This window comes from Pantoea sp. SGAir0184 (assembly GCF_043544755.1).
Window position 1 is genome coordinate 2,775,512 of record NZ_CP028050.1, and the last position, 25,971, is coordinate 2,801,482.

At 58.5% G+C, this 25,971-nt stretch carries 21 protein-coding genes; 11 read left to right on the forward strand and 10 right to left on the reverse strand.

The features are described from left to right. Positions 1-237: 237 nt before the first annotated feature. From serS to lrp, 5 genes are all read right to left on the reverse strand, one after another. The gene (serS, locus tag C1N60_RS13165; protein WP_058757768.1) at positions 238-1,530 is read right to left on the reverse strand and encodes a serine--tRNA ligase; all 1,293 of its coding nucleotides are present in this window, start codon (positions 1,528-1,530) and stop codon (positions 238-240) included. A 97-nt stretch (positions 1,531-1,627) separates the two neighbouring features. Next, positions 1,628-2,974, reverse strand: coding sequence for a replication-associated recombination protein A (locus C1N60_RS13170; RefSeq protein ID WP_088516417.1), 1,347 nt, complete (start codon positions 2,972-2,974; stop codon positions 1,628-1,630). A gap of 7 nt (positions 2,975-2,981) precedes the next feature. Next, positions 2,982-3,593: an outer membrane lipoprotein chaperone LolA gene (gene lolA / locus C1N60_RS13175; protein ID WP_058758036.1), complete on the reverse strand. Its 612-nt coding sequence runs from the start codon at positions 3,591-3,593 to the stop codon at positions 2,982-2,984. Between the two features lie 173 nt (positions 3,594-3,766). After that, positions 3,767-7,186, reverse strand: a complete 3,420-nt coding sequence (locus C1N60_RS13180; protein WP_394520955.1) for a DNA translocase FtsK 4TM domain-containing protein — start codon at positions 7,184-7,186, stop codon at positions 3,767-3,769. 119 nt (positions 7,187-7,305) lie between these two features. Beyond that, the gene (lrp, locus tag C1N60_RS13185) at positions 7,306-7,800 is read right to left on the reverse strand and encodes a leucine-responsive transcriptional regulator Lrp (RefSeq protein ID WP_006118610.1); all 495 of its coding nucleotides are present in this window, start codon (positions 7,798-7,800) and stop codon (positions 7,306-7,308) included. A 521-nt stretch (positions 7,801-8,321) separates the two neighbouring features. On the opposite strand from lrp, the gene trxB reads away from it, so the two are divergent. The 5 genes from trxB to infA all read left to right on the forward strand — a co-directional run bounded on the left by trxB (position 8,322) and on the right by infA (position 14,225). Next, the gene (gene trxB / locus C1N60_RS13190; RefSeq protein WP_394520956.1) at positions 8,322-9,287 is read left to right on the forward strand and encodes a thioredoxin-disulfide reductase; all 966 of its coding nucleotides are present in this window, start codon (positions 8,322-8,324) and stop codon (positions 9,285-9,287) included. A gap of 145 nt (positions 9,288-9,432) precedes the next feature. Further along, positions 9,433-11,205, forward strand: coding sequence for a heme ABC transporter permease/ATP-binding protein CydD (gene cydD / locus C1N60_RS13195; protein WP_394520957.1), 1,773 nt, complete (start codon positions 9,433-9,435; stop codon positions 11,203-11,205). Further along, positions 11,205-12,935, forward strand: coding sequence for a heme ABC transporter ATP-binding protein/permease CydC (cydC, locus tag C1N60_RS13200; RefSeq protein WP_394520958.1), 1,731 nt, complete (start codon positions 11,205-11,207; stop codon positions 12,933-12,935). The genes cydD and cydC overlap by 1 nt, the downstream gene beginning before the upstream one ends. 32 nt (positions 12,936-12,967) lie before the next feature. After that, positions 12,968-13,660 (forward strand): leucyl/phenylalanyl-tRNA--protein transferase, encoded by a 693-nt coding sequence (gene aat / locus C1N60_RS13205; protein WP_031279861.1) that lies wholly within the window; start codon positions 12,968-12,970, stop codon positions 13,658-13,660. Between the two features lie 346 nt (positions 13,661-14,006). Further along, a complete protein-coding gene (gene infA, locus C1N60_RS13210) occupies positions 14,007-14,225 on the forward strand; it encodes a translation initiation factor IF-1 (protein ID WP_002211347.1) in 219 nt (72 codons plus the stop codon). Between the two features lie 93 nt (positions 14,226-14,318). On the opposite strand, the gene clpA is transcribed toward infA, so the two are convergent. Both clpA and clpS read right to left on the reverse strand, forming a co-directional pair. Further along, on the reverse strand, positions 14,319-16,598 hold the full coding sequence (gene clpA / locus C1N60_RS13215) for an ATP-dependent Clp protease ATP-binding subunit ClpA (protein ID WP_021508362.1): 2,280 nt from the start codon (positions 16,596-16,598) through the stop codon (positions 14,319-14,321). Between the two features lie 55 nt (positions 16,599-16,653). Next, a complete protein-coding gene (gene clpS / locus C1N60_RS13220; protein WP_021508363.1) occupies positions 16,654-16,974 on the reverse strand; it encodes an ATP-dependent Clp protease adapter ClpS in 321 nt (106 codons plus the stop codon). A 323-nt stretch (positions 16,975-17,297) separates the two neighbouring features. Here clpS and cspD point away from each other — a divergent pair, with 323 nt between their 5' ends. Beyond that, positions 17,298-17,519 carry a cold shock-like protein CspD gene (gene cspD / locus C1N60_RS13225; protein ID WP_058757774.1) on the forward strand — a complete coding sequence of 74 codons (222 nt, stop codon included), beginning with the start codon at positions 17,298-17,300 and terminating at the stop codon, positions 17,517-17,519. A 90-nt stretch (positions 17,520-17,609) separates the two neighbouring features. Here the strand turns inward: cspD and C1N60_RS13230 are convergent, their stop codons facing one another. Next, positions 17,610-19,250, reverse strand: coding sequence for a DUF2813 domain-containing protein (locus C1N60_RS13230; RefSeq protein ID WP_394520959.1), 1,641 nt, complete (start codon positions 19,248-19,250; stop codon positions 17,610-17,612). Positions 19,251-19,384: 134 nt separating this feature from the next. Here C1N60_RS13230 and C1N60_RS13235 point away from each other — a divergent pair, with 134 nt between their 5' ends. The 3 genes from C1N60_RS13235 (at position 19,385) to ltaE (ending at position 23,186) form a co-directional block, all read left to right on the forward strand. Continuing rightward, positions 19,385-20,284, forward strand: coding sequence for a lysine exporter LysO family protein (locus C1N60_RS13235; RefSeq protein WP_021508365.1), 900 nt, complete (start codon positions 19,385-19,387; stop codon positions 20,282-20,284). Positions 20,285-20,393: 109 nt separating this feature from the next. Next, positions 20,394-22,115 (forward strand): ubiquinone-dependent pyruvate dehydrogenase, encoded by a 1,722-nt coding sequence (gene poxB / locus C1N60_RS13240; protein WP_394520960.1) that lies wholly within the window; start codon positions 20,394-20,396, stop codon positions 22,113-22,115. 69 nt (positions 22,116-22,184) lie between these two features. Next, entirely contained in the window at positions 22,185-23,186 is a 1,002-nt protein-coding gene (gene ltaE / locus C1N60_RS13245; RefSeq protein ID WP_394520961.1) for a low-specificity L-threonine aldolase, read from the forward strand. A 15-nt stretch (positions 23,187-23,201) separates the two neighbouring features. Here ltaE and C1N60_RS13250 read toward each other — a convergent pair whose 3' ends face one another. Continuing rightward, positions 23,202-24,026 carry an N-acetylmuramoyl-L-alanine amidase gene (locus C1N60_RS13250; RefSeq protein WP_394520962.1) on the reverse strand — a complete coding sequence of 275 codons (825 nt, stop codon included), beginning with the start codon at positions 24,024-24,026 and terminating at the stop codon, positions 23,202-23,204. Next, entirely contained in the window at positions 24,026-24,346 is a 321-nt protein-coding gene (locus C1N60_RS13255) for a heavy metal-binding domain-containing protein (RefSeq protein ID WP_058757780.1), read from the reverse strand. The genes C1N60_RS13250 and C1N60_RS13255 overlap by 1 nt, the downstream gene beginning before the upstream one ends. A gap of 108 nt (positions 24,347-24,454) precedes the next feature. Here C1N60_RS13255 and C1N60_RS13260 point away from each other — a divergent pair, with 108 nt between their 5' ends. Next, the gene (locus C1N60_RS13260; RefSeq protein ID WP_021508370.1) at positions 24,455-24,994 is read left to right on the forward strand and encodes a lipoprotein; all 540 of its coding nucleotides are present in this window, start codon (positions 24,455-24,457) and stop codon (positions 24,992-24,994) included. Positions 24,995-25,233: 239 nt separating this feature from the next. Continuing rightward, the gene (gene artP / locus C1N60_RS13265; RefSeq protein ID WP_058775358.1) at positions 25,234-25,962 is read left to right on the forward strand and encodes an arginine ABC transporter ATP-binding protein ArtP; all 729 of its coding nucleotides are present in this window, start codon (positions 25,234-25,236) and stop codon (positions 25,960-25,962) included. Positions 25,963-25,971: the final 9 nt, after the last annotated feature.

Below are 25,971 nucleotides of genomic sequence, written 5' to 3' on the forward strand. Positions count from 1 at the left end.
AACAGCGCCGCACATTTTGCTGCTGAACAATTTATTATTTTTATCTTCAGCGGGTTACAGGACTACAGAAAGGTCTTATATCTGAATCTATCTACATGAATTTATACATTTTTGATGGTTTGACGCGCAACGATGACGATAACGTTTATTTCTGATTAATTCCGGTTAAAAAATAATGGCTGACGCGCTTAAGAAATAAAAAACCCGGCCTGAGCCGGGTTTGTGCATGAATGCCTGTTAGCCGATATATTCCAGCCCGCCCATATACGGGCGCAGCACGTCCGGCACTGTAATACGACCATCCGCCTGCTGATAGTTTTCCAGCACGGCCACCAGCGTACGCCCCACCGCCAGGCCTGAACCATTCAGCGTGTGCACCAGACGCGGTTTTTTGTCCGTTTTGCTGCGGCAGCGAGCCTGCATGCGGCGCGCCTGGAAATCCCACATATTCGAGCAGGAGGAGATTTCACGGTAGGTGTCCTGCGCCGGCAGCCAGACTTCCAGGTCATAGGTTTTGGCTGAGCCGAAGCCCATGTCGCCGGTGCACAGCAGCACTTTACGGTACGGCAGGTTCAGCAGCTGCAGCACTTTCTCCGCATGGCCGACCAGCTCTTCCAGCGCGTCCATGGAGGTTTCCGGTGCGACGATCTGCACCATCTCCACTTTGTCGAACTGGTGCATACGGATCAAACCGCGCGTATCGCGTCCGTAAGAACCGGCTTCGGAACGGAAGCAAGGCGTGTGGGCAGTGAGTTTGATCGGCAGAGATTCCTCTTCAACGATCTCATCGCGCACCAGGTTAGTCAGCGGCACTTCGGCGGTCGGGATCAGCGCATAGTTGCTGCTGCCTGCTTCTTCGCCCAGCGGTTTGGTATGGAACAGATCCTCACCAAATTTTGGTAACTGACCGGTACCGTACAGCGTCTCGTGGTTCACCAGATATGGCACGTAAGTTTCCAGATAACCGTGCTGCTGGCTGTGCAGATCGATCATGAACTGGCTCAGCGCGCGATGCAGACGAGCAATCTGGCCCTGCATCACGATAAAGCGCGAACCGGTCAGTTTCACCGCCGAGGCGAAATCCAGCCCTTTGACCGCTTCACCCAGCTCTACATGGTCTTTCACCGGGAAATCGAATTGGCGCGGCTGGCCCCAGCGGCTCACTTCCTGGTTTTCGCTGTCATCTTTACCCAGCGGCACTTCGTCGGCCGGCAGGTTAGGCAGCGCAAGCGCAAAGTCACGAATTTCGTTCTGCAGGGTATCCAGCTCTGCTTTCGCCGCATCCAGGCGTTCGCCCAGCGCGTTCACTTCCTGACGCAGCGGCTCGATATCTTCCCCACGTGCTTTGGCCTGACCGATGGATTTGGAGCGGGAGTTACGCTCAGCCTGCAGGTTTTCAGTTTCTACCTGCAAAACCTTACGACGCTCTTCGAGGGAGCGCAGCGTATCCACATCCAGTTTAAATCCCCGGCGTGCCAGTTTTTCTGCGACTGCGTCTGGCTCATTACGCAGCAGATTGGGATCGAGCATGCTTATCCTGTGTAATAAAAGGTTGATTGAACGAATGGAGGGATGCATTCCACCGGAATGCATTGAAATCCTTGCTCACCTTACCGTAACGCGTTTATCAGCGGTAGCGTTTTATCGGGCTATTTTGATCCTGTTCAGCAAGCCAGGCGAGTTTTTCACCGATCTTGCTTTCAAGGCCACGATTGGTGGGTTGATAGTAGCGCGTCTGCGCCATTTCCGGCGGGAAAAACACCTCGCCGGCCGCATAGGCATTGGGTTCGTCATGCGCGTAACGGTACTCTTTGCCGAGGCCCATCTCTTTCATCAGCTTCGTCGGTGCATTACGCAGATGTTCCGGCACATCGTAATCCGGGAACTCACGCGCATCACGCATCGCCGCTTTGAAAGCGGTATAAACAGCATTGCTTTTTGGCGCACAGGCCAGATAAACAATTGCCTGGGCAATTGCACGTTCCCCTTCCGCAGGCCCGACGCGGGTAAAACAATCCCATGCGGCAATTGCTACCTGCATCGCACGCGGATCGGCATTACCGACATCTTCCGAAGCAATCGCCAGCAGTCGCCGCGCCACGTACAGCGGATCGCCACCGGCAGTGATGATGCGCGCGTACCAGTAAAGCGCCGCATCCGGGGCTGAACCGCGAACCGATTTGTGCAGTGCCGAGATGAGATCGTAAAAGCGGTCGCCTTTGTTATCGAAACGCGCCGCGCGTTCACCCGACACTTCATTCAGCAGCTGAGGCGTTAGCTCCCGCTGTCCCTGCGCATTGAGCTCAGCCATATCGGCCATCATTTCCAGCGTATTCAGTGCGCGTCGTGCATCACCGTTGACCAGTTCAGCGATCATGCGCCGGGTATTGTCCGGTAACAGAATATCGCTGTCGCCGTAACCGCGTGTTTTATCCTGCATCGCCTGATCCAGCACCTGTTCAATATCTGCGCTGGTCAGCGATTTAAGCAGGTAAACGCGGGCGCGCGACAGCAGTGCCGAGTTCAGTTCAAAGGAGGGATTTTCCGTGGTTGCGCCAATGAAGGTGATGGTGCCGTCTTCAATGTGTGGCAGAAACGCATCCTGCTGGCTCTTGTTGAAGCGATGCACCTCATCAACAAACAGAATAGTGCGACGCCCCACCTGGCGGTTCTGCCGCGCGCGCTCAATGGCCTCGCGGATCTCTTTAACGCCGGAAGTCACCGCTGAAATGCGTTCGACATCAGCTTTGCCGTAATGCGCAATGATCTCCGCCAGCGTGGTTTTACCGGTACCCGGCGGTCCCCATAAGATCATGGAGTGCAGCTGACCTGCCTCAATAGCGCGCGGCAACGGTTTACCGGGCGCGAGCAGATGCTGCTGACCAATATATTGCTGCAGCGTCGCTGGCCGCATACGCGCAGCCAGCGGTCTGAACTCATTTGACGGTGCAAAATCCAGCGACAGGTTACTCACCCTCACCTCACTGACGTTGATCGTCCACCGTTACCCCTTTTGGCGGCGTAAAGGTGAATTTATCCGGGCTGATAGCGCCATTTTTCTGGCTCTTCAGCTGATAGCTGCTGCGCTGTCCATCCTGCTCAATCGCGCTGAACTGATTGATGGTGCCTGCGGAAGTGACATTGATGGTGAACTGTTTCAGGTTGCCATCGCTGCTTTTAGGCGTCAGCTCAAAATTATCCCCCTGCTGCTTAATGTTGTACTGCTGCCAGTCAGAGGGCTGGTTACGCGCAATCAGCATAAACGGCGTATTGCTGGTGGCATTCTGCAGCAGGCTAACGCTCGCCTGTTCCACAAAAGGATTATAGAACCACAGATTTTTACCGTCGGAGATAATCACGCTTTCGTCCGGCGCGGTCATGTGCCAGTTAAACAGGCTCGGACGTTTCACCCACAGTTCGCCTTCGCCGTCCTGCACATTTGCACCGTTACCATCAGTTACCTTCTGACTGAAGCTGGCATGGAAGCTGTTCACTTTATTAAGGCGCTGCTGCAGATCGCTGGAAGCATCCGCCAAGGCAGAAGAAGCAACAAAACCGGCCAGCAGGCCACAGGCAATAACGCGAAATTTCATCTGATACGATTCCTTATTCATGGTTTCCTGACACTTACTGCATTAACCGTAGTCGCCGCTCCGTCAGTTCGACAGGAGAAAAAGCCGAAAGCTCCCAATGATATGGGGATCGGACCACAGATAAACAACGGGCCAGTTTACACTGGCCCGGTATAACACTGCGGAGAAAAGTCTTACATTTCGTGAGGTGGCGGTGACAGCACTTCACGGTTACCGTTGTGGCCCGGCTCCGAGACAATGCCCTGTGCCTCCATCTGTTCGATAATCCGCGCCGCGCGGTTGTAGCCGATACGGAACTGGCGCTGCACGCCGGAGATCGACGCGCGGCGTTTCTCCACCACGAACGCCACCGCCTGGTCAAACAGCGGATCCAGCTCTTCATCGCCGTCCAGGCCGCCAGCACCGCTTTCACTCTCTTCACCGGCGGTAATGCTGTCGATGTACTGCGGTCGCCCACGCGCTTTCCAGTCCTGCACCACCGCATGCACTTCCTGGTCACGCACAAAGGCGCCGTGAACACGTACCGGCATGGAGGAGTTAGGTGGCATGTAGAGCATGTCACCCATACCCAGCAGGGATTCCGCACCGCCCTGATCGAGAATGGTACGCGAGTCAATTTTGCTGGACACAGTAAAGGCGATGCGCGTCGGAATGTTGGCTTTAATCAGGCCGGTAATCACATCCACCGATGGACGCTGGGTAGCCAGCACCAGGTGAATACCTGCCGCACGGGCTTTCTGTGCCAGGCGCGCGATCAGCTCTTCGACCTTCTTGCCCACCGCCATCATCAGGTCAGCGAACTCATCAACCAGAACCACAATGTACGGCAGTTTTTCCAGCACCGGCGGCGTGGTGTCCATGCTGTCGCCCGGTTTCCAGAACGGATCCGGAATTGGACGGCCCATTGCGGCAGCCTGCTCGATCTTCTCGTTATAGCCGGCCAGATTACGCACGCCCAGCGCAGACATCAGCTTATAGCGGCGCTCCATCTCGACCACACTCCAGCGCAGCGCGTTGGCCGCGTCTTTCATGTCGGTGACCACTTCCGTCAGCAGATGGGGAATGCCCTCATACACTGACAGCTCGAGCATTTTCGGGTCGATCATGATAAAGCGCACTTCTTCCGGCGTGGCTTTATACAGCATGCTGATGATCATGGTGTTGACGCCAACCGACTTACCGGAACCGGTGGTACCGGCCACCAGCAGGTGCGGCATCTTCGCCAGATCGGCCACCACGGGCTGACCAGAAATATCTTTACCCAGCACCACCGACAGCGGCGAAGGGTTGTCGCGGAACTTATCGCAGTCCAGCACCTCACGCAGGTAAACGGTCTGACGATGTTTATTGGGGAGTTCGAGGCCGACATAAGGCTTGCCCGGAATCACCTCAACCACACGCACCGCAACGGCAGAGAGCGAACGTGCCAGGTCACGCGACAGGTTAGAAATACGTGCGGCCTTGACGCCCGGCGCCAGATCCAGTTCAAAGCGGGTGATTACCGGCCCTGGAGAGATGCCCACCACTTCGGCTTTTACGCGGTAATCCGCCAGACGCGCTTCAACCAGACGCGCGGTCTGTTCCAGTGCGAACATATCCACCGGTTCCTCTTCGGCCGGCGGCGACGTCAGCAGATCCAGCGTCGGCAGCGGCGTGGAAGGTTTCTCCAGCGGCTGTTCGTGACGCACCAGGAAGGGGTGGAACAGGCTGTCCTGCGCAGGGGCGACAGGCTTCGGCGTTTCAGCCGGCGCGGCGTAAACCTCGTCGTCTGGCGTTGACCACGGGCTGGTTTCCTCGCTCAGCGATGCGGGTACCGCCGGCTCAGGTGCCGCTGGCTGCTGCCACTGGGCCGGGGCGTCCGGCTCTGGCGTGGCGGCAATGGTAAACAGCGGTTCGCTCGGCGTGTCATCAACCAGATCTTTCATCGGAGAGAAATCAAACGCGGCTGAGGTATCCAGATTAAATACCGGCGCGCTCTCCTGCTCAGGCTGGCTGTAACGCTGTTGCTGCTGCTGAGCAAACTGCTGCGCCAGCTGAGCCTGCTGCAGCGCCTCTTCATCTTCTTCCTCTGCCGGCTGCTGCTGCCAGCTGTCGCCGTAGCGCTGCTGCTGCTGCGAATGGAACGCTTCGCGCAGCTGGGCTTCCTGCAGCGCAGCATTATCATCATCGTGCGGCTGTGGCACTTGCCAGCTGGCGCTGATTTCCGGCTGCTGCTGGTCGGCCTCTTCACGGGCCTTCTCTTCTGCCATGCGTTGCGATGGCAGTTTGATACCGTATGAGGCCAGCTCACGCCGGGTTGGCAGCTTAACCTTGTTAGGACGCGGCAGTTCCGGGCCAATACCCTGTTTCACCTGCGGGTTATAATCGCGCTCCGGCACCACATCAAAGGCTGGCGTGTAAGCCGCAGAGCGGGCAGCAGCAGCGGCCGTCGCTGAACCGAGTGCGGCAGCGGCTGCCGTATTCAGCGGTGTGGCGGCCTGATCGGCACTCTGCCAGTTACCCATGCGCGGGCCATCATCTTCTTCAGCGAGCGAGAAGGCGTCGGCGGCCGGTGATGCAGGCACTTCGAAGCGATATAACGGAGGAGCCGCTGGCGCAGGTTCTGCTGGCGGAATAGCTGGCGCCGCAGGCGCACTGGCAACGGATGCCGATGCCGGAGCAGCCGCAGTCAGCTGTGACGGCGCAGGTTGTGGAGCTACGTTTACCGCCGGTGCGGATGGCTCAGGTGCAGCGACGGCCGGCGCCTGACGTGCGGCGTCACTGGTGGCGGCCAGCGCAGCCACGGTAGCCGCACTGGCTTTCGCCAGCAGGGGATCGTCGCTGGCGACTTCAGCCACAGGTTCCGCTACCTGTCGGGGCTTAGCCAGCAGTACGTCATCTTCGTCGTCCTGAGCCGGCGCAGCGCGCAGTGGCGGAACCGCTTCGTCGGGGTGCGCCTCGTCGTAGTCGTCTTCTTCCTGCCAGGGTTCATCATGGCGCGAGCGGTTGCTGGCAAAGGTCAGCACGCCCATCACCACGCTGCCGATCTTCTCAGCAATCGCCAGCCAGGACCAGCCGGTATAAAGCGTGATACCCGCCGCCCAGACGCACAGCAGCGTCAGCGTGCCGCCGGCACCGCTGAACCACGGCGCCATCGCATTGCTCACCAGGCTGCCAATTACGCCGCCGGAGGCAAAATACCAGATATCGTCCACGTTCAGCGCGGCCAGTCCGCAGGTAGTCACCACCAGCGCCAGCACACCAATCAGCCGCAGGCCCACCGCAAAATAGTCGATGTAATCCTGGCGATCGCGCTGACGGAAAGTGATCCAGCACAGACCAATAATCACTGGCGGAATGGCGTAGGCCATCACACCAAAAATAAACAGCAGGGTATCGGCCAGCCATGCGCCCACGCTGCCGCCCAGATTGTGGATCGGCTCGTGCCAGGCGGTTTGTGACCAGCTGGGATCGGAGGGATTAAAGCTAACCAGCGACACCATCAGATAGATGGCAAACAAGGCCACCAGGATGAGCAACGCTTCCAGCAGCCGACGTCCGCTGCTCAGTGGTTGTAATGAAACGTCTTTGTCTTCTGTATATTCCTGGCTCAAGAGAACTCTCCAGGTGCCTGTAAATTAAGAAGGCAACAGCGCCAGGCTTGCCTGACGCTGGTCCTGTATGAATTCACAGGAGTGTACCGAAATCCTGCAAGCTTTGCACCTGCCCTGCGTTACCGGGTCTTAATCACCAGACGATTGCTCTGTTTGACCTCTTCCATCACCACGTAGGTACGGGTGTCGTTGACGCCCGGCAGGCGCAGCAAGGTCTCACCCAGCAGTTTACGATAGGCGGACATATCCGGCACGCGGGTTTTCAACAGGTAGTCAAAGTCACCGGAAACGAGGTGACATTCTTGAGTTTCCTCAAGTTTTTGTACGGCGGCGTTAAATTGTTCAAACACATCCGGCGCGCCGCGATTCAGAGTAATCTCAACGAATACCAGCAGTGAAGCATCGAGATAGTGCGGGTTCAGCTGCGCGGTGTAGCCCAGAATGAAACCCTGACGTTCCAGGCGACGTACGCGTTCAAGACAAGGTGTTGGCGAGAGGCCGACACGTTTTGAAAGCTCAACGTTGGAAATACGACCGTCTTTCTGCAGTTCATTCAGAATATTTCTGTCGATCCGATCCAGATCTTTTCCGGGGCGTTTCTTGTTGTCTACCATTATTATTGTCTCTCTTAATTCCTTCCCTTTACCTGCCAAACCCTGAAAACGTTCAATGTTCAGGGCCTTACTGAAGTGAAGTCTTTAAGCCTGTGCAGTAACGCGACCATCCGTATGACGCATGCTGTCTGTCCACATCATGCGTCATTACCAATGTCAGGCTGAGTTTATTTGGCGAAATTGCGCAAAACAGAGCTGAAATTCTGTTTCGAACCGCTAAATTTTCTCTGCTTCTGACAATGTTTTCGCAAAAGCGCAGGCGATTGTCAAAGTAAAACATCCAAATTCAGTACAAGATGCCAGACAGCGTACTGGGTTGCTGTTTTTAAATGAGAATTTTTATACAGCTGCACCACAAATTGCCGAGCAATGCCCCCTTTTGGCGCAGCGCGCGTGCAGAAATGCCATTCATCGTCTACGCCGCTTGCAGTGATTGTTAACAAAATTGCTGAAACCTTTTTTTGCGACAGTAATTTCCCTACAATCGAAAACTATGTTGTCAGACACACACTGAGGAACGCATGAGTACGGCCAAACACAGTAAGCTGCTCATTCTGGGCTCCGGCCCTGCCGGTTACACCGCAGCGGTTTATGCCGCCCGCGCTAACCTGAACCCGGTTTTGATTACCGGACTGGAAAAAGGCGGCCAGCTCACCACCACGACTGAAGTCGAAAACTGGCCGGGCGACCCGTACGATCTGACCGGCCCTGCGCTGATGGAACGCATGCAGGAGCATGCTGAGAAGTTCAACACCGAAATCATTTTCGATCATATTCACACGGTTGATTTGCAGAACCGTCCGTTCCGCCTGACCGGCGACAGCGGCGAATACACGGCGGATGCGCTGATCATCGCGACCGGTGCTTCAGCGCGCTACCTCGGCCTGCCGTCAGAAGAGGCATTCAAAGGCAAAGGGGTTTCGGCCTGCGCCACCTGTGATGGTTTCTTCTATCGCAACCAAAAAGTCGCGGTTATCGGCGGCGGTAATACGGCCGTTGAAGAGGCGCTCTATCTGGCAAACATCGCTTCCGAAGTGCACCTGATTCACCGTCGTGACAGCTTCCGCGCTGAGAAAATCCTGATTGACCGCCTGATGGAGAAAGTGCGTAACGGCAACATCGTGCTGCACACTGACCGCGCGCTGGACGAGGTGGTAGGCGATCAGATGGGCGTCACCGGGTTGAAACTCTCGTCAACCAAAGGTGAAGCTCCGCTCTCGCTGGAAGTGGCGGGCCTGTTTGTCGCCATCGGTCATAGTCCGAACACGGCGATTTTCGATGGCCAGCTGGATCTGGAAAACGGCTATATCAAAGTGCAGTCCGGCCTGCAGGGCAATGCGACACAGACCAGCGTGCCGGGCGTGTTCGCTGCCGGTGACGTAATGGACCACATCTATCGTCAGGCCATTACCTCTGCCGGTACCGGCTGTATGGCCGCGCTGGATGCGGAACGTTATCTGGATGGTCTGGTTAAAAACGATAAGTAAGTTGTTAATTATCTGATCATAATTGCACTGAGGCGGCCACTTTTGGTCGCCTTTTTTATCGCCTGCGTGCTACAGTTCTGCCACCCGTCTGTCCGGCATTTAGCGTCGGATTTTGCCTCTCGTCACGGTGATCAAACGGCTTCGCATGAACAAATCACGGCAACACGAACTGCTGCGCTGGTTACGCCAGCAACGTCATCATGGCGCACGCAGCCTGCGACTGGCTTCGCTGGCAGGTTTTGCTGCGGCGTTAATTCTCATCGCCCAGGCCTGGCTACTGGCCTCCCTGCTGCAAAAACTGCTGGTGGAACAGCAACCCCGCGCTGAACTGGTGAGTGATTTCCTGTTACTACTGCTGTGCTTCGCACTGCGCGCCGCGCTGCACTATGGTCGTGAGATGGCCGGTTTCAGGGCTGGCGTGGCGATTCGCCGTGCACTGCGGCAACAGGTGCTGGACCGGCTGAACGCGCTCGGTCCGGCCTGGATTCAGGGCAAACCGGCCGGGAGCTGGGCAACGCTGCTGCTGGAACAGATTGAAGAGATGCAGGAGTATTACGCGCGCTATCTGCCGCAGATGTCGCTGGCGGTGTTTGTGCCCTGCGCCATCCTGATCGCCATTTTCCCGATTAACTGGGCTGCCGGACTGATTCTGCTGGCGACCGCACCGCTGATTCCGCTGTTTATGGCGCTGGTCGGCATGGGTGCGGCCGATGCCAATCGGCGTAATTTTCTTGCGCTGGCGCGTCTGAGCGGCGATTTCTATGACCGGCTGCGCGGACGCGAAACGCTGCGCCTGTTTCACCGCGCGGACGCTGAGCAGCAGGCGATTGCCGCCACTACGCAGGATTTTCGTCAGCGCACCATGGAAGTACTGCGCCTCGCCTTTCTCTCCTCTGCGGTGCTGGAGTTTTTCGCCTCACTGGCGATTGCCGTGGTCGCGGTCTATTTCGGCTTCTCGTACCTGGGTGAACTCAATTTTGGCCATTACGGCACCGGCGTAACGCTGTTTGCCGGTTTCCTCGCGTTGATTCTTGCCCCCGAATTTTTCCAGCCGCTGCGCGATCTTGGCACCTTTTACCATGCCAAAGCGCAGGCGGTGGGCGGCGCAGACGCGCTGGATACCTTCCTGCGCGAAACGCCCCAGCGCGCGCCGCAGACGGCCACGCAGACGCTGGATGCTGACGCGCCACTCTCCCTCCGGGCGCAGGATGTGGTGATCATGACCGCCACCGGCGAGGCGCTGTCACAGCCGCTGAATTTCAGCCTTGCTCCCGGTCAGCGCGTGGCGCTGGTCGGACAAAGCGGGGCCGGAAAAAGTGCGCTGATGAATGTCCTGCTCGGTTTTCTGCCCTACCAGGGTTCACTGTGCATTAACGGCCAGGAACTGCGTGACATCAGCCGCAGCAGCTGGCAGCAGCAGCTGGCCTGGGTAGGACAAAATCCGCAGCTGCCGGCGGCGACGCTGCGTGACAATCTCCAGCTCACTGACACGCTGGTGGACGAGGCCACGCTGACCGCCGTGCTGCAGCGCGCTGGCGTCAGCGAATTTTTGTCGCGTCTGCCGCAGGGGCTGGATACGCCAGTTGGCGATGGCGGCATCGGCCTGTCCGTTGGGCAGGCACAGCGCATCGCCGTTGCGCGGGCGCTGCTGAAACCGGCCCGCCTGCTGCTGCTGGACGAACCGGGATCCGGGCTCGACAGCCAGAGTGAGCAGCACGTGATGGGCGCGCTACAGCAGGCCGCACAGCAGCAAACTACGTTAATGATTACCCATCAGCTGCACGCCCTCGACCAATGGGATGAGGTGTGGGTGATGCAGGCCGGACAACTGGTGCAGCAGGGCCACTGGCAACAGCTGATCGCTGAAGCCGGCCCGCTGCGCGAGCTGGCGCAGCATCGTCAGAAGGAGATTGCCTGATGCGCACGTTACTGCCTTTCCTGCGCCTGTATCGCCGCCATCCGTGGCGTTTAGGTCTTGGCGTGGTGCTGGCGATTGTCACGCTGCTTGCCAGCATCGGCTTGCTGACGCTGTCCGGCTGGTTTCTTGCTGCCTCTTCGCTGGCTGGCGTCGCCGGCCTGTACAGCTTCAATTACATGCTGCCCGCAGCCGGCGTGCGTGGCGCGGCAATCACCCGCACCGCCGCGCGCTATTTTGAACGGCTGGTCAGCCACGACGCCACTTTCCGCGTGCTGCAACATCTGCGCGTCTTTACCTTCAGCCGGCTGATGGCGCTGGCACCGGCGCAGCTGGCGCGCTTTCGTCACGGCGAACTGCTGAACCGCTTTGTCAGCGATGTCGATACTCTCGACCATCTCTATTTACGCGTTATTTCTCCACTGCTGGGTGCGGCGGTGGTGATTGTGGTGGTGACCTGTGGCCTGGCGCTACTCGATATGCGACTGGCGCTGCTGCTCGGGGCGATCATGTTGCTGACGCTGCTGCTGATGCCGCCGCTTTTCTGGCGACTCGGCGCGCGCACCGGCGCGCACATTGCCCGTTACCAGGCTCGCTGGCGCCTGCAACTGACGCACTGGCTCAGCGGACTGGCCGAACTGCAGATTTACGGCGCGGCGGCGCTGTGGCGACAGCGGCTGGATCAGGAAGAACGTGCGTGGCAACAGGCGCAGCAGCAGCAACACCGGCTGCAGGCGCTGGCGCAGAGCCTGCTTACGTTGATCGCCGGCAGTACCGTTACGCTGCTGCTGTGGCTGGCCGCCAGCGGCGTCGGCACCAATAGCACACCGGGTGCACTGATTGCCCTGTTTGTGTTTTGCGCGCTGGCCGCGTTTGAAGCGCTGGCACCGGTGGCCGGCGCATTTCTGCCACTGGCGCAGGTGACGCACGCGGCGCAGCGCGTGCAGGAGATCATCGATCAACCGCCAGCGATTCACTTCCCGACACAACCGGTCGCGACGCAGCGCGGCCTCAGCCTGACGCTGGAACAGATCGATTTCAGCTATCCGCAGCGGCCAGAAGCGGTGCTGCACAATTTCTCCCTGACGTTAGCAGCCGGTGAACATCTGGCACTGCTTGGCCCGACCGGCTGCGGAAAATCCAGCCTGCTGGCGCTGATCACGCGCGGCTGGGAAGCGCAGCGCGGTACGATTCGCCTGAACGGGATTGATCTGGCGGCGTGGGACGAAGCCAGCCTGCGGCAGCGCATCAGCGTCGTCACGCAGCGCGTCCATCTGTTCAGCCAGACGCTGCGCGCTAACCTGCTGCTGGCAGCACCACAGGCCAGCGATGCACAGCTGATTGACGTATTACAGCGGGTTGGACTGGCGCATCTGACGCAGCACAGCGAAGGACTGAATGCGTGGATGGGTGAAGGTGGCCGACCGCTGTCCGGCGGTGAACTGCGCCGGCTGGCGATTGCCCGTGCGCTGCTGCACGATGGCGATCTGTGGCTGCTGGATGAGCCGACCGAGGGTCTGGATGCCGCGACCGAGCAGCAGATTCTCACGTTACTACAGCAGGTTAGCCAAGGAAAAACGTTGATCATGGTGACGCATCGCCTGAGCGGACTGGAAAAAATGGATCGCATCTGTGTGCTTGACGGTGGGCAGATTATCGAATCCGGCAGCCATGACGAATTAATCTCAAAAGCGGGACGCTACTGGCGTTTCCAGCAGCGCTTTGCGCTATAGTCTATGCGTTTAGCCTGAGGGTGACCGACGCCATGAGACTGGTACAACTTTCCCGGGATTCGCTCAATTTCCCGCCGCCGGAGATGGCGCTGCGTGAACCAAACGGCCTGCTGGCCATGGGCGGCGATCTCTCCCCTGCCCGCCTGATGAATGCCTATCAGCGCGGTATTTTTCCGTGGTTTTCGCCCGGCGATCCAATTTTATGGTGGTCGCCAGATCCACGCGCGGTCCTGCTGCCGGAGTCGTTTCATCTCAGCCGCAGCATGGCGCGCTTCCATCGCCGTTCGCCCTATCGCGTCACCATGAATCACGCCTTTGCTCAGGTGGTGGAAGGTTGCGCCAGCGGGCGTCAGGAAGGCACCTGGATCACCTTTGAAGTGAAACGCGCCTGGCTGCGCCTGTATGAGCTGGGTCATGCGCACTCAATTGAGGTCTGGCAGGATCAACGCCTGGTTGGCGGCATGTATGGCCTGGCGCTCGGACAGATTTTTTGCGGCGAGTCGATGTTCAGCCGGGCGGAAAACGCCTCCAAAACCGCGCTGTGGGTTTTCTCACAGCATTTTATTGCGCATCAGGGACGGCTGATTGATTGTCAGGTGCTGAATCCGCATACCGCCTCGCTGGGCGCAGTTGAAATTCCGCGCGTCGATTATCTGCAATACGTGCAAACGCTGGCGTGGCAACCGGTGCAGGCCGGCTGCTGGCAAACACAAACCCTTTTTTGACTGTCCCCGCAGATGTTTTGCACACAATTCCCGACAAAAGTGATACAATAAGCGAGTTTGGTATGTCGTCCGCGCTTCGCTGTGGCGAGCCGGAATTGCCAGGCTGGGAATCTCACCCTGTTCCCGAAGCTGTTTCAGTTGCGCACCCGATGCCGATTGCTGCAGATTCTTAGCCCGCTAATCCCCCGCAGACGTCAAAAACACCCGAATTTATCCGTAATGCACGCGCAGCGGCGCGACGCACGGCGAAGCGTTGGCAAAAACAGCCAACGTTTCTTTACATAAATCATGGAATTCGGCATTATCTTGCCGGTTCAACAGTTTGGTAGTTCACCCAGAGGATTCGATGGCCAAAGAAGACAATATTGAAATGCAAGGTACCGTACTGGATACGTTACCTAACACCATGTTCCGCGTAGAGCTTGAAAACGGGCACGTGGTTACCGCTCATATCTCCGGTAAAATGCGTAAAAACTACATCCGCATCCTGACGGGCGACAAAGTGACTGTCGAGTTGACCCCGTACGACCTGAGCAAAGGCCGCATTGTCTTCCGTAGTCGCTAAGTTGTTGCACTCGCCTCGCGTTTGCTGATGTAAACTAAGCGCGAAAAAAAAGGCCGGATTTTAATCCGGCCTTTTTCTTATCTGCGCACCGGCTTAATGCACGGTGCCCTCGGTTTTGCGTTTTTCCGCACTCATGAAGTGGTAGGTGAGCTGGTTTTTCTCTTTATCCAGTCCAACCGACACCGATCCGCCATCTACCAGCGAGCCAAACAGCAGCTCGTTAGCCAGCGGTTTCTTCAGGTTTTCCTGCACAGTACGCGCCATCGGACGCGCGCCCATCGCTTTGTCGTAACCTTTTTCGGCCAGCCAGTCGCGCGCATCATCGCTGACTTCCAGCGACACACCTTTCGCATCCAGCTGTGCCTGCAGCTCAACAATAAATTTATCCACCACCTGATGGATCACCTGAGTATCGAGGTGACGGAACCAGATAATGTTGTCGAGACGGTTACGGAACTCCGGCGTAAAGATCTTTTTGATCTCTTCCATCGCGTCGGTGCTGTTGTCCTGCTGAATCAGGCCGATAGATTTACGCTCGGTCTCGCGCACCCCGGCGTTGGTGGTCATCACCAGCACCACGTTGCGGAAGTCCGCTTTGCGGCCGTTGTTATCGGTCAGCATTCCGTTATCCATCACCTGCAGCAGCAGGTTGAAGACATCCGGATGGGCTTTCTCGATCTCATCCAGCAGCACCACCGCGTGCGGATGCTTGATCACCGCATCGGTCAGCAGACCGCCCTGATCAAAGCCGACGTAGCCCGGAGGCGCACCAATCAAACGACTGACGGTGTGACGCTCCATATACTCGGACATATCAAAGCGCAGCAGTTCAATGCCCAGCGCCTTCGCCAGCTGCACGGTGACCTCGGTTTTACCGACCCCGGTCGGACCCGCAAACAGGAACGACCCGACTGGCTTACGCTCCTGCCCCAGACCCGCGCGGCTCATCTTGATGGCTTCAGTCAGCGCTTCAATCGCGTTGTCCTGACCAAACACCAGCATTTTCAGACGGTCGCCGAGATTTTTCAGCGTATCGCGATCGGTGGCCGAAACGCTCTGCTCCGGAATACGCGCGATGCGCGCCACCACGGATTCGATGTCCGACACGTTGACGGTTTTCTTGCGCTTGCTGACCGGCACCAGACGCGCACGCGCGCCAGCCTCATCGATCACGTCAATCGCCTTGTCCGGCAGATGACGGTCATTGATGTATTTCACCGCCAGCTCAACCGCCGCACGTACCGCTTTGGCGGTGTAGCGCACATCGTGATGCGCTTCGTACTTCGGCTTCAGCCCGTTAAGAATTTGTACCGTCTCTTCAACCGATGGCTCAGTAATATCAATTTTCTGGAAACGGCGCGCCAGCGCACGATCCTTCTCAAAGATATTGCTGAACTCCTGATAGGTCGTGGAACCCATCACGCGGATTTTACCGCTGGAGAGCAGCGGCTTAATAAGATTCGCCGCATCCACCTGGCCGCCCGATGCCGCACCGGCACCGATAATGGTGTGGATCTCGTCGATGAACAGAATGCTGTTGTTATCCTGTTCCAGCTGTTTCAGCAGCGCTTTAAAACGTTTTTCAAAATCACCGCGGTATTTGGTACCGGCCAGCAGCGAACCGATATCCAGCGAGTAGATGGTGCACTCTTTCATCACTTCCGGCACGTCGCCCTGCACAATGCGCCAGGCGAGCCCTTCCGCAATCGCGGTTTTACCGACGCCCGATTCGCCCACCAGCAGCGGGTTATTCTTGCGACGACGGCACAGCACCTGAATGGCCCGTTCCAGCTCTTTATCGCGGCCGATCAGCGGGTCAATTCCGCCGACGCGAGCAAGCTGATTAAGATTGGTGGTGAAGTTTTCCATACGTTCCTCCCCGCCTGCTTGCTCTTCGTTAACCGGATTTTCCGCGCTGTTTTGCGGCTGGCCCGGTTCGTCTTTACGCGTACCATGGGAGATGAAGTTCACCACATCAAGGCGGCTCACTTCGTGTTTGCGCAGCAGGTAAGCCGCTTGCGACTCCTGCTCGCTGAAAATGGCGACCAGCACGTTCGCACCGGAAACTTCACTGCGACCTGATGACTGGACATGGAAGACCGCACGCTGCAGCACACGCTGGAAGCTGAGCGTCGGCTGAGTGTCGCGCTCCTCTTCGCTGGCAGGCAGCACCGGCGTGGTTTGTTCGATGAAGGCTTCGAGTTCCTGACGCAGAGCCGCAATATCCACCGTACAGGCTTCCAGTGCCTCTCTGGCCGACGGGTTGCTGAGCAGCGCCAGCAACAGATGTTCGACGGTCATAAACTCGTGACGGTGCTCGCGCGCTCTGGCGAAAGCCATGTTTAAACTGAGTTCCAGTTCTTGATTGAGCATTTGGCACCTCCCCCAATTATCGCTCTGACGGACTGAATCCTATATGGAGACAGCTTCAGGCTTTTTCCAGCGTACACAGCAACGGATGTTGATTTTCCCGCGCGTAATTGTTCACCTGGGCGACTTTGGTCTCCGCCACTTCTGCAGTGAATACACCACAGATTGCCTTTCCATGGTAGTGAACTTTCAGCATCAGTTGCGTTGCACGTTCAACATCATAAGAAAAGAACTTTTGCAGAACGTCAATAACAAATTCCATAGGTGTATAATCGTCATTATTCAGAATGACTTTATACATTGAAGGCGGCTTTAACCCTTCGCGTACTTTGTCTTCGGCCAGATGTTCAAAGTTAAGCCAGTCGTTTGTGTTTGCCATAATGTTCCGTTGAAATTCTGCGTTACGGTAGCGCACATTTCTGTGCTCTCACCTCAAGTTTAACACGCCTGTCAAGCCGCTTTTCCTGTGGCAAAAATCGGTCCTGAAAGCGCATGCGCGACCTGTATCACAAAATTTGCAATAGCGTTAACTGCCTCAAATTTTGATGAATTTCTCCCCGTGCGCCAGGGCCGTTTGCTTGACGATAAGGTCCGTTTCTCTACATTCTACTTACACAAGCTGATTGAGTTTTAAACAAACTCGACTCACAGCTTCAATGACCTCACCTACTTATCAAAATGTCTTGCGAGGGAAGTAAAAGCATGGAGACGGGTACTGTTAAATGGTTCAACAACGCCAAAGGCTTCGGCTTTATCTGTCCGATTGGCGGCGGCGACGATATCTTCGCACACTACTCCACGATTCAGATGGAGGGATACAGAACGCTGAAAGCGGGCCAGCACGTTCAGTTCGATGTCCATGAAGGGCCGAAAGGCAACCATGCCAGTCTGATTGTGCCCTGTGAAGCATCGTCACTCTCCTGACGGGCGCGCGTCTGCTCTCATTCTGACCACTCCCGAAAAAAAATGCCAGCCGCAGACGCTGGCATTTTTCTTTGGCGTCCCGCGTCAGTTTTACTCTGCCCGACCGCGCGCCAGCCACATGACGCGGCCAAACAGCTGATCGAGCAACGGCGGAATCGCCTGCGGCTCGCGTTCGGCCGCTGCCATCGCCACCGCAATCGCCAGTTCCGGCTTCGAGCTGTGATGAATGGCTTTGGTAATAATACGCCGCGCGTTCATCGGCACGTTTAACGGCAGATGCGCCATCTGGTGATAGACATCACTAAAGCCATGCTTATAAAGGAAGTGTTCGATGTCGGGCGCCGGGAACTGCGTGAGATGGTCGCTCTCCTGCTCATGCGGCTGTAGCTGGCTGCGCGCGGTGGCGGCATATTTTTTTCCGGCCTCGTCGCCGTCAGTCAGCACGTGCCAGGTAATGCCCATGCGGCGCGCATATTTCAGCAGCGGCTTAAGCCCGGACTGCGCAAACTCAATCACCTTCACGCCTTCCGCGGCAAAATGGTAACCTCGCTGCCGCGCCAGCTCATTGATGATCCATACTTCGGTTTCACCCTCAACCAGCAACCAGCAGCGGGCAAACAGGGCCGACGGACGGTTGACGCGGATATGAAAGCCGATACGGCGCGCCTCTTCGGCACTTAATCCCTCCGGCCCGATACGCCAGGCCGCCACGCGATCGGGCTCGCGCACCAGTCGGCAGATTTGCTCCAGCGCCACCTGCGACAATAGCTCGCCGGAGTTCGTGGTGGCGATTTTTTGCAGCGGCATCAGCGCCAGCAGATTCCACGCCACCGACAGCATGATGGGATGCAGCCGGGTTTCCGGATCTTCCACCAGCAGCAACGGGCGCGCGCCTGCAGGCAGTGCATCGCTGCCGTGCGCCTGCAGCAGGAGTGAGAACATGCGCAGCAGAATCACCTGGCGACTGCGCGATTCGGTGCCGGCAATCAACTGATTGAGCTGATCGAGCGAACGCCAGCCCTGACTGCCGTCGCGCAGCTCCGGCGCAACGCGCGTGGCTCCGGCATCCGGCTGCTGTACCAGAAAATAGTGCGCCATCAGCTGCTGCATCGTCTGTAATCCCTGGCGCAACAGCGCGTCGCTCAGGGTTTGCGGCCGCGCCACCAGATCGCGCGTCAGGCTATGCATCTCCTGCGCCAGCGCGCTCAGCGTATCAGCGCGTCGCTGCGTGTCGTTGTCGCTATGGCGCGACCGCCGGCCAAAACGCGCATCACGCAGGCGCAGCACCGGATAGTACGCGCGCAACTGCGCCAGCGCGACGTCGGTGCCCGCCAGCGGCAGCACCTCGCCACGCGCGTCAATAAAGCGCCAGCGGGTTTTGACTTCGCTGCCCTGGCGCGTCGCCAGCGTACTGAAGCGCAGATAGCGCCCCGCGTCATCCTGCTGCCAGAACGGCGCAAACAGCGCTTCATGCTCATCGCCCTGCGCGCGAAAGCGAAACACCAGCTGCAACTTATGCCGCCGGGCCTCCACCTCACCGGGCGGGAAATGGAAGTCCTGTTCGGTGAACATATAGGGCTCAGCGGCCGGTGCCAGCAGCAGCGTTAGCGCATCCAGCAAACTGGATTTACCCCACGCGTTTTCCCCAATCAGCAGGTTGGTGTCGGTCAGCGGCAGCGACAACCGGTTAATGCCGCGAAAGCCGTGTATATCGATATGTTCCAGAATCATCGCGCAGTCCCTCCGTGCTTTGCCAGAGCATGGTCCGCCGCGCTGCGTTGGTCAAGTCGGCAGCGGGAGAAAAGGTTTACACTTCAGGCATTTTCCATTAGCGTGGCGTCTCGCAAAAAAGGACGTCATTTTTCATGTATACCGGACTGCTTATCATTCTGGTGCCGCTGATGGTGGGCTATTTGCTGCCGTGGCATCAGCCTGCGCTGTTGCAGCGCGTTAACCGCCTGCTGAGTTTGCTGATTTACGCCATTCTGTTTTTTATGGGTACCAGCCTCGCCTTTCTCGACAATCTCGGCACCAACTTGCTGATCGTGTTTAAAACCGCGCTGATTGCCGCAGGCGCCATTCTGAGCTGCTCGCTGCTGGCGCTGTGGCTGCTGGATCGCCGCTGGCCATGGCGTCAGCAGCATCGCCAGCAGAATCTGCCGTCGCGCTGGCACATGGTGCTGGAGTCACTCAAGCTGTGTGTGGCGGTGCTGGCCGGTTTCCTGCTGGGATTAACCCAATGGGCGCCGCTGCGCCATGCCTCCACCCTGAGCGAAATTGCGCTGGTGGTGCTGCTGTTCCTCGTTGGCGTGCAGCTGCGCGGCAGCGGCATGACGCTGCGCCAGATCACCCTGAACCGGCGCGGCATGACGGTAGCGCTGGTATCCTTGTGTGGCTCGCTGGGCGGCGGCGTGCTGGCGGCGTGGCTGCTCGGCGTTTCGCTGTCAACCGGACTGGCGCTGGCCAGCGGCTTCGGCTGGTATTCGCTGTCCGGCATTCTGATGACCGAAGCGTACGGCCCGGTGATCGGCAGCGCCGCCTTCTTTAACGATCTGCTGCGCGAGCTGGCTGCGGTGCTGCTGATTCCGGTGCTGGTCAACCGCTATCGCAGTATGGCACTCGGGCTAAGCGGTGCCACGTCGATGGATTTCACCCTGCCGATTCTACAGCGTGCCGGCGGAATGGAGATTGTGCCTGCGGCCATCGTGCACGGTTTTATCATGAACCTGCTGGCACCGATCCTCATCGCCCTGTTTTCCGCCTGACGCACAGCGCATTTTTTCACGCCCGCTGCGCTGCGGCTTCGTCTACGCTTTCTCTCTGACACGTTTTTTGCCATCCGCCTGGATGGCCAACACCAGAAAGGAGCGAACGATGAAGCAAACAGTGGCGGCACTGCTGGCCAAAACGCTGGAGAGCGCCGGCGTAAAACGCATCTGGGGCGTAACCGGTGACTCCCTCAACGGACTGAACGACAGCCTCAACCGCATGGGCACCATTGAATGGATGCCAACGCGCCATGAAGAAGTGGCCGCTTTTGCCGCCGGGGCGGAAGCACAAATCAGCGGTGAGCTGGCGGTGTGCGCCGGCTCCTGCGGCCCTGGCAACCTGCATCTGATCAACGGCCTGTTTGACTGCCATCGCAACCATGTTCCGGTGCTGGCGATTGCCGCGCACATTCCTTCCAGCGAAATCGGCAGCGGCTATTTTCAGGAAACCCATCCGCAGGAGTTATTCCGCGAGTGCAGCCATTACTGCGAGCTGGTCTCCAATCCGGAACAGCTGCCGCAGGTGCTCGGCATTGCGATGCGTAAAGCCATCCTCAATCGCGGCGTGTCGGTGATTGTGCTGCCGGGTGACGTGGCGCTGCAGGCGGCGCCGGAGAATGCGCGCAGCGAATGGTATCCGCCGCAGCTGCCGCAGGTGGTGCCGTCGGTCAGTGAACTGACGCGCCTCGCAGAGACGCTCAATGAAGCGAAAAATATCACCCTGATGTGCGGCAGCGGCTGCGCCGGTGCCCATGCGGAAGTGGTAAAGCTGGCCGAAACGCTGAAAGCACCGGTGGTGCACGCCATGCGCGGCAAAGAGCACCTCGAGTACGATAACCCGTACGACGTCGGCATGACCGGGCTGATCGGCTTCTCATCCGGCTATCACGCCATGATGAACGCCGACACGCTGGTGCTGCTCGGCACCCAGTTCCCTTATCGCCCGTTCTACCCGGCGGACGCGCGCATTATTCAGATTGATATCAATCCGGCCAGCCTCGGCGCGCACAGTCACGTCGACATGGCGCTGGTGGGTGACATCAAAGCCACGCTGCAGGCGCTGCAGCCGCAGCTCACCAGCCACAGCGACCGTCATCATCTCGATCGCGCACTGGAGCACTACGCGGAAGCGCGCAAAGGGCTGGACGATCTGGCGACCGCCAACGATAAGCAGGCGATTCACCCGCAGTATCTGGCCCAGCAGATCAGCCACTATGCGGCTGATGACGCCATCTTTACCTGTGATGTCGGCACGCCAACGGTGTGGGCGGCGCGCTATCTGAAAATGAACGGCAAGCGCCGTCTGCTCGGCTCGTTTAACCACGGTTCGATGGCCAACGCCATGCCGCAGGCGCTGGGCGCACAGGCCATCGATAAACAGCGTCAGGTGGTTGCGCTGTGCGGCGATGGCGGCTTCAGCATGCTGATGGGCGATTTCATCTCGCTGGCGCAGCTTAAGCTGCCGGTGAAGCTGGTGATCTTCAATAACAGCGTGCTGGGCTTTGTGGCGATGGAGATGAAAGCCGGCGGCTATCTCACCGATGGCACCGATCTGGAGAACCCGGACTTCGCCGCCGTCGCCACCGCCTGCGGCATCAAAGGGATCCGCGTGGAAAAAGCCTCGGAGCTGGATGGCGCGCTGCAACAGGCGTTCGCCCACGACGGTCCGGTGCTGGTGGACGTGATCACCGCCAAGGAAGAACTGTCGATGCCACCGCAAATCAAAGCCGAGCAGGCTAAAGGTTTCAGCCTGTATATGCTGCGCGCGATCCTGAATGGCCGCGGTGATGAAATTGTCGAGCTGGCGAAAACCAACTGGCTGCGGTAAAACGAAGAGACTTGCCGGATTAATTATCATGCGGGCGCTTAGCCCGCTTTTTTATGTCAGGAGAACAACGTGATCGATTTACGCAGTGATACCGTGACCCGCCCGAGTGCCGCGATGCTGGATGCGATGATGGCGGCCGAAACCGGCGATGATGTCTATCGCGATGATCCCACCGTCAATGCGCTGGAGGCTGAAGCGGCGCGCCTGAGCGGTAAAGCGGCTGCGCTGTTCTTCCCTACCGGCACCCAGGCCAACCTGGTGGCGCTGCTGTGCCACTGCCAGCGCGGTGATGAGTACATCGTCGGCCAGCAGGCGCACAACTACAAATATGAGGCTGGCGGTGCCGCGGTGCTCGGCAGCATCCAGCCGCAGCCGATCCTCGCGGCTGCCGACGGCACGCTGCCGCTGCACGACGTGGCGGCCGCCATCAAGCCGGACGACATGCATTTTGCCCGCACCCGCCTGCTGAGCCTGGAAAATACCCATCACGGCAAAGTGCTGCCGCTGAGCTACCTTGAACAGGCGTGGCAATTTACCCGCGAACGCCAGCTGGCGCTGCACATTGACGGCGCGCGCATCTTTAATGCTGTGGTGGCCCAGGGTGTGCAGCTGATCGATATCGCCCGCTACTGCGATAGCCTGACCATCTGCCTGTCGAAAGGGCTGGGCACGCCGGTCGGCTCCCTGCTGTGTGGTGATGAAGCTTATATCGAGCAGGCGCGGCGCTGGCGCAAAATGACCGGCGGCGGCATGCGCCAGGCCGGCATTCTGGCGGCTGCTGGTCTCTACGCGCTGCAGCACAACGTGGCGCGTCTGCAGGAGGATCATGACAACGCCGCGTGGCTCGGCGCACAGCTCAGCGCTATTGGTGTCGAGGTGGTGAGCCAGCACACTAACATGCTGTTCGTGAAAGTGCCGGCGGAGCAGGTCACACCGCTACAGCGCTGGATGCAGGCGGGCGACGTGCTGCTCAGCGTAGGTCCGCAGACCCGCATCGTCACCCATCTGGATGTCAGCCGCCAGCAATTACAGCAGCTGGTGGCGCGCTGGCAGGCCTTTCTGCAGCCGTAACGCCGCAACGCGCGGCTAAGGTGCCGCGCCGTATTTCGCCAGCAGCGCACGCGCGATGGCCAGCGTCTCGGCATCGGCTTCGCCACGGTAATCACGCGGGCGGAAATGCATCTGGAACGCCGCAATCAGTTTGCGCTGCATCTGCGGTGTTGGCGCAGCGGCAATGTCATAACCATAGCGCTGTAGCGCAGTCAGTAGCGTTGCAACCTCCACCGGCGCATCCGGCGACTGGTTAGCCAGATAACGCTGTACCGTGGCGGCATCCGGCCACGCTCCCAGCCCCTGCCGGGCCAGCTGTTGCCACGGAAACAGCGGACCGGGATCCTGCTTGCGCTGCGGCGCAATATCACTGTGCCCGACAATATTTTCCGGACTGATGCCGTAACGCTGGCTGATATCGCGCACCAGCGCGGTCAGGGCAGTGATTTGCGCGGCGGTGAACGGCTGCCACTGCCGGCCGGTCAGCGTGCGGCGATAGCCGTCATTGACGATTTCGATGCCAATTGAGGTGTCATTAATGCGCGTTGCGCCGCGCCAGTAGCTCGGTCCGGCATGCCACGCCAGCTGGTTTTCAGCCACCAGCTGCCAGATCACCCCGGTGCCGTTTTTCTGCGGCGGCTGCTGCGGAATCAGATAGTGTGCGCTGACGTTGCGGTCCGTCAGGGTCGCCAGCGACGAGGGAAAGTCCTCCGCCGTGTAGTGGATTACTACCACTTTGATGCGCGGTCTGGCCCCCTGCGCCGGGTGCGCGCTATCGACCCAATAGCCGTTGCGCGCTTCCAGCGTCGACTGGCAGGCGCTGAGCAGTAGCGCCATCGCCATCAGTAACACCGCGCGCATTAGCGCACGATCACCGCAGTACCGGTAACGCTCACCATCAGCATGCTGCTGTCTTTGCCCACGGTTTCGTAGTCAATATCAATGCCAACCACCGCATTGGCGCCCAGCGCTTTCGCCTGTTCTTCCAGCTCTTCAAAGGCGATCTGCCGCGCTTTGCGCAGCTCTTTCTCATAGGCACCGGAGCGGCCGCCGACGATATCGCGGATGCCGGCAAAAAAGTCGCGGAAAATGTTGGCACCGAGAATCGCTTCGCCGGTCACAACGCCGCAATATTCAGTGATGCTGTGCCCTTCCAGGGTTGGCGTAGTCGAAAATTTCATCGTTCTCTCCTGTGGTGATTCATGAGGCGATAGCTCGTACGGCGTAAAAGCACGGCTATACTCTATGCTAAAAATGGCGCTTTGCCAGTGAACAATAAGGAAATCGAGATGAGAAACAAAGCCTTTGCGCTGCTTGTTCCCGCTGCATTGCTGCTGAGTGCCTGTACCACCGTTGAGCCGGTGATCAAGGACAACGGGCCGCGTACCGCACCCTGCGTTGACGGCGGTCCGGACAGCGTGGCGCAGCAGTTCTACGATTTACGTGTCAGCCAGCCAACCCAGGGATTGCCGGACAGCACCACGCTGGCAAAATATCGCCCGTACCTGAGCGACAACCTGTATCAGAAACTGCTGCATGCCAGCAGCCAGAGCAACCCACCGGCAGCGTGGCGGCAGGGCGATCTGTTCTCCAGCCTGGCACAGGGACCCACCGCCGCTGACGTGGCCAGCGCCTCCAGCATTCCTAACCGCGACGCGCGTAACATCCCGCTGCGCGTGACGCTGAGCCGCGGCGATAAAAGCTGGCGCGATGAAGTGCTGATGATCCACGAAGGCACCTGCTGGGTGGTGGATGATGTGCGCTACGTCGGCGACTGGCCACACGCCGGTGGCGGCTCGCTCAGCCAGCTGCTGGAAGAGAAAAAATAGTCGCGCATTTTTTCCGCACTCAGCCGCAACCATTAGCGCGCCGCACCATTGCGGCGCCGCTAAGCTTCCGCGCAACAGCCGACGCTTACCCGTCAGCCCCTTTCCCCGCTGCCCTGCCCGATTTTGTGCTACGCTTTTGCTGTTTAATTGCTCTTTAATAAATTTTAACCCACCTCAATTGCATAACTATTCTGGTGACGTTAAGATTTGCGACACTAATTGCTATTCATTTTTTGCGCATGAGTATTCAACTAAACGCCATCAACTGTTTTTACGGCGCCCATCAGGCGCTGTTCGATATCAACCTGGCCTGCCCGCAGGGCGAAACGCTGGTGTTGCTCGGCCCGAGTGGCGCGGGTAAAAGTTCACTCCTGCGCGTGCTCAACCTGCTGGAGCTGCCGCGTTCCGGTAGCCTGCAGATTGCCGGCAACCACTTCGATTTCAGCCAGACGCCGTCCGACAACGCGATTCGCGAACTGCGCCAGAATGTCGGCATGGTGTTCCAGCAGTACAACCTGTGGCCGCACCTCAGCGTGATGCAGAACCTAATCGAAGCACCCTGTCGTGTGCTCGGGCTCAGCAAAGATGCGGCACGCGCGCGCGCCGATAAACTACTGGAACGCCTGCGCCTGACGCCGTACGCCGATCGTTTTCCCCTGCACCTTTCCGGTGGCCAGCAGCAGCGCGTGGCAATTGCGCGCGCGCTGATGATGGAGCCGCAGGTGTTGCTGTTTGATGAACCGACCGCCGCGCTCGACCCGGAGATCACGGCGCAGATCGTCAGCATCATTCGTGAGCTGGCGCAGACGCAGATCACGCAGGTGATTGTCACCCACGAAGTTGAGGTGGCGCGCAAAACCGCCAGCCGTGTGGTGTACATGGAGAATGGTCGCATCATTGAACAGGGCGATGCCAGCCACTTTACACAGCCGCAAACCGACGCGTTTGCTCATTATCTTTCGCACTAAGTCAGGATG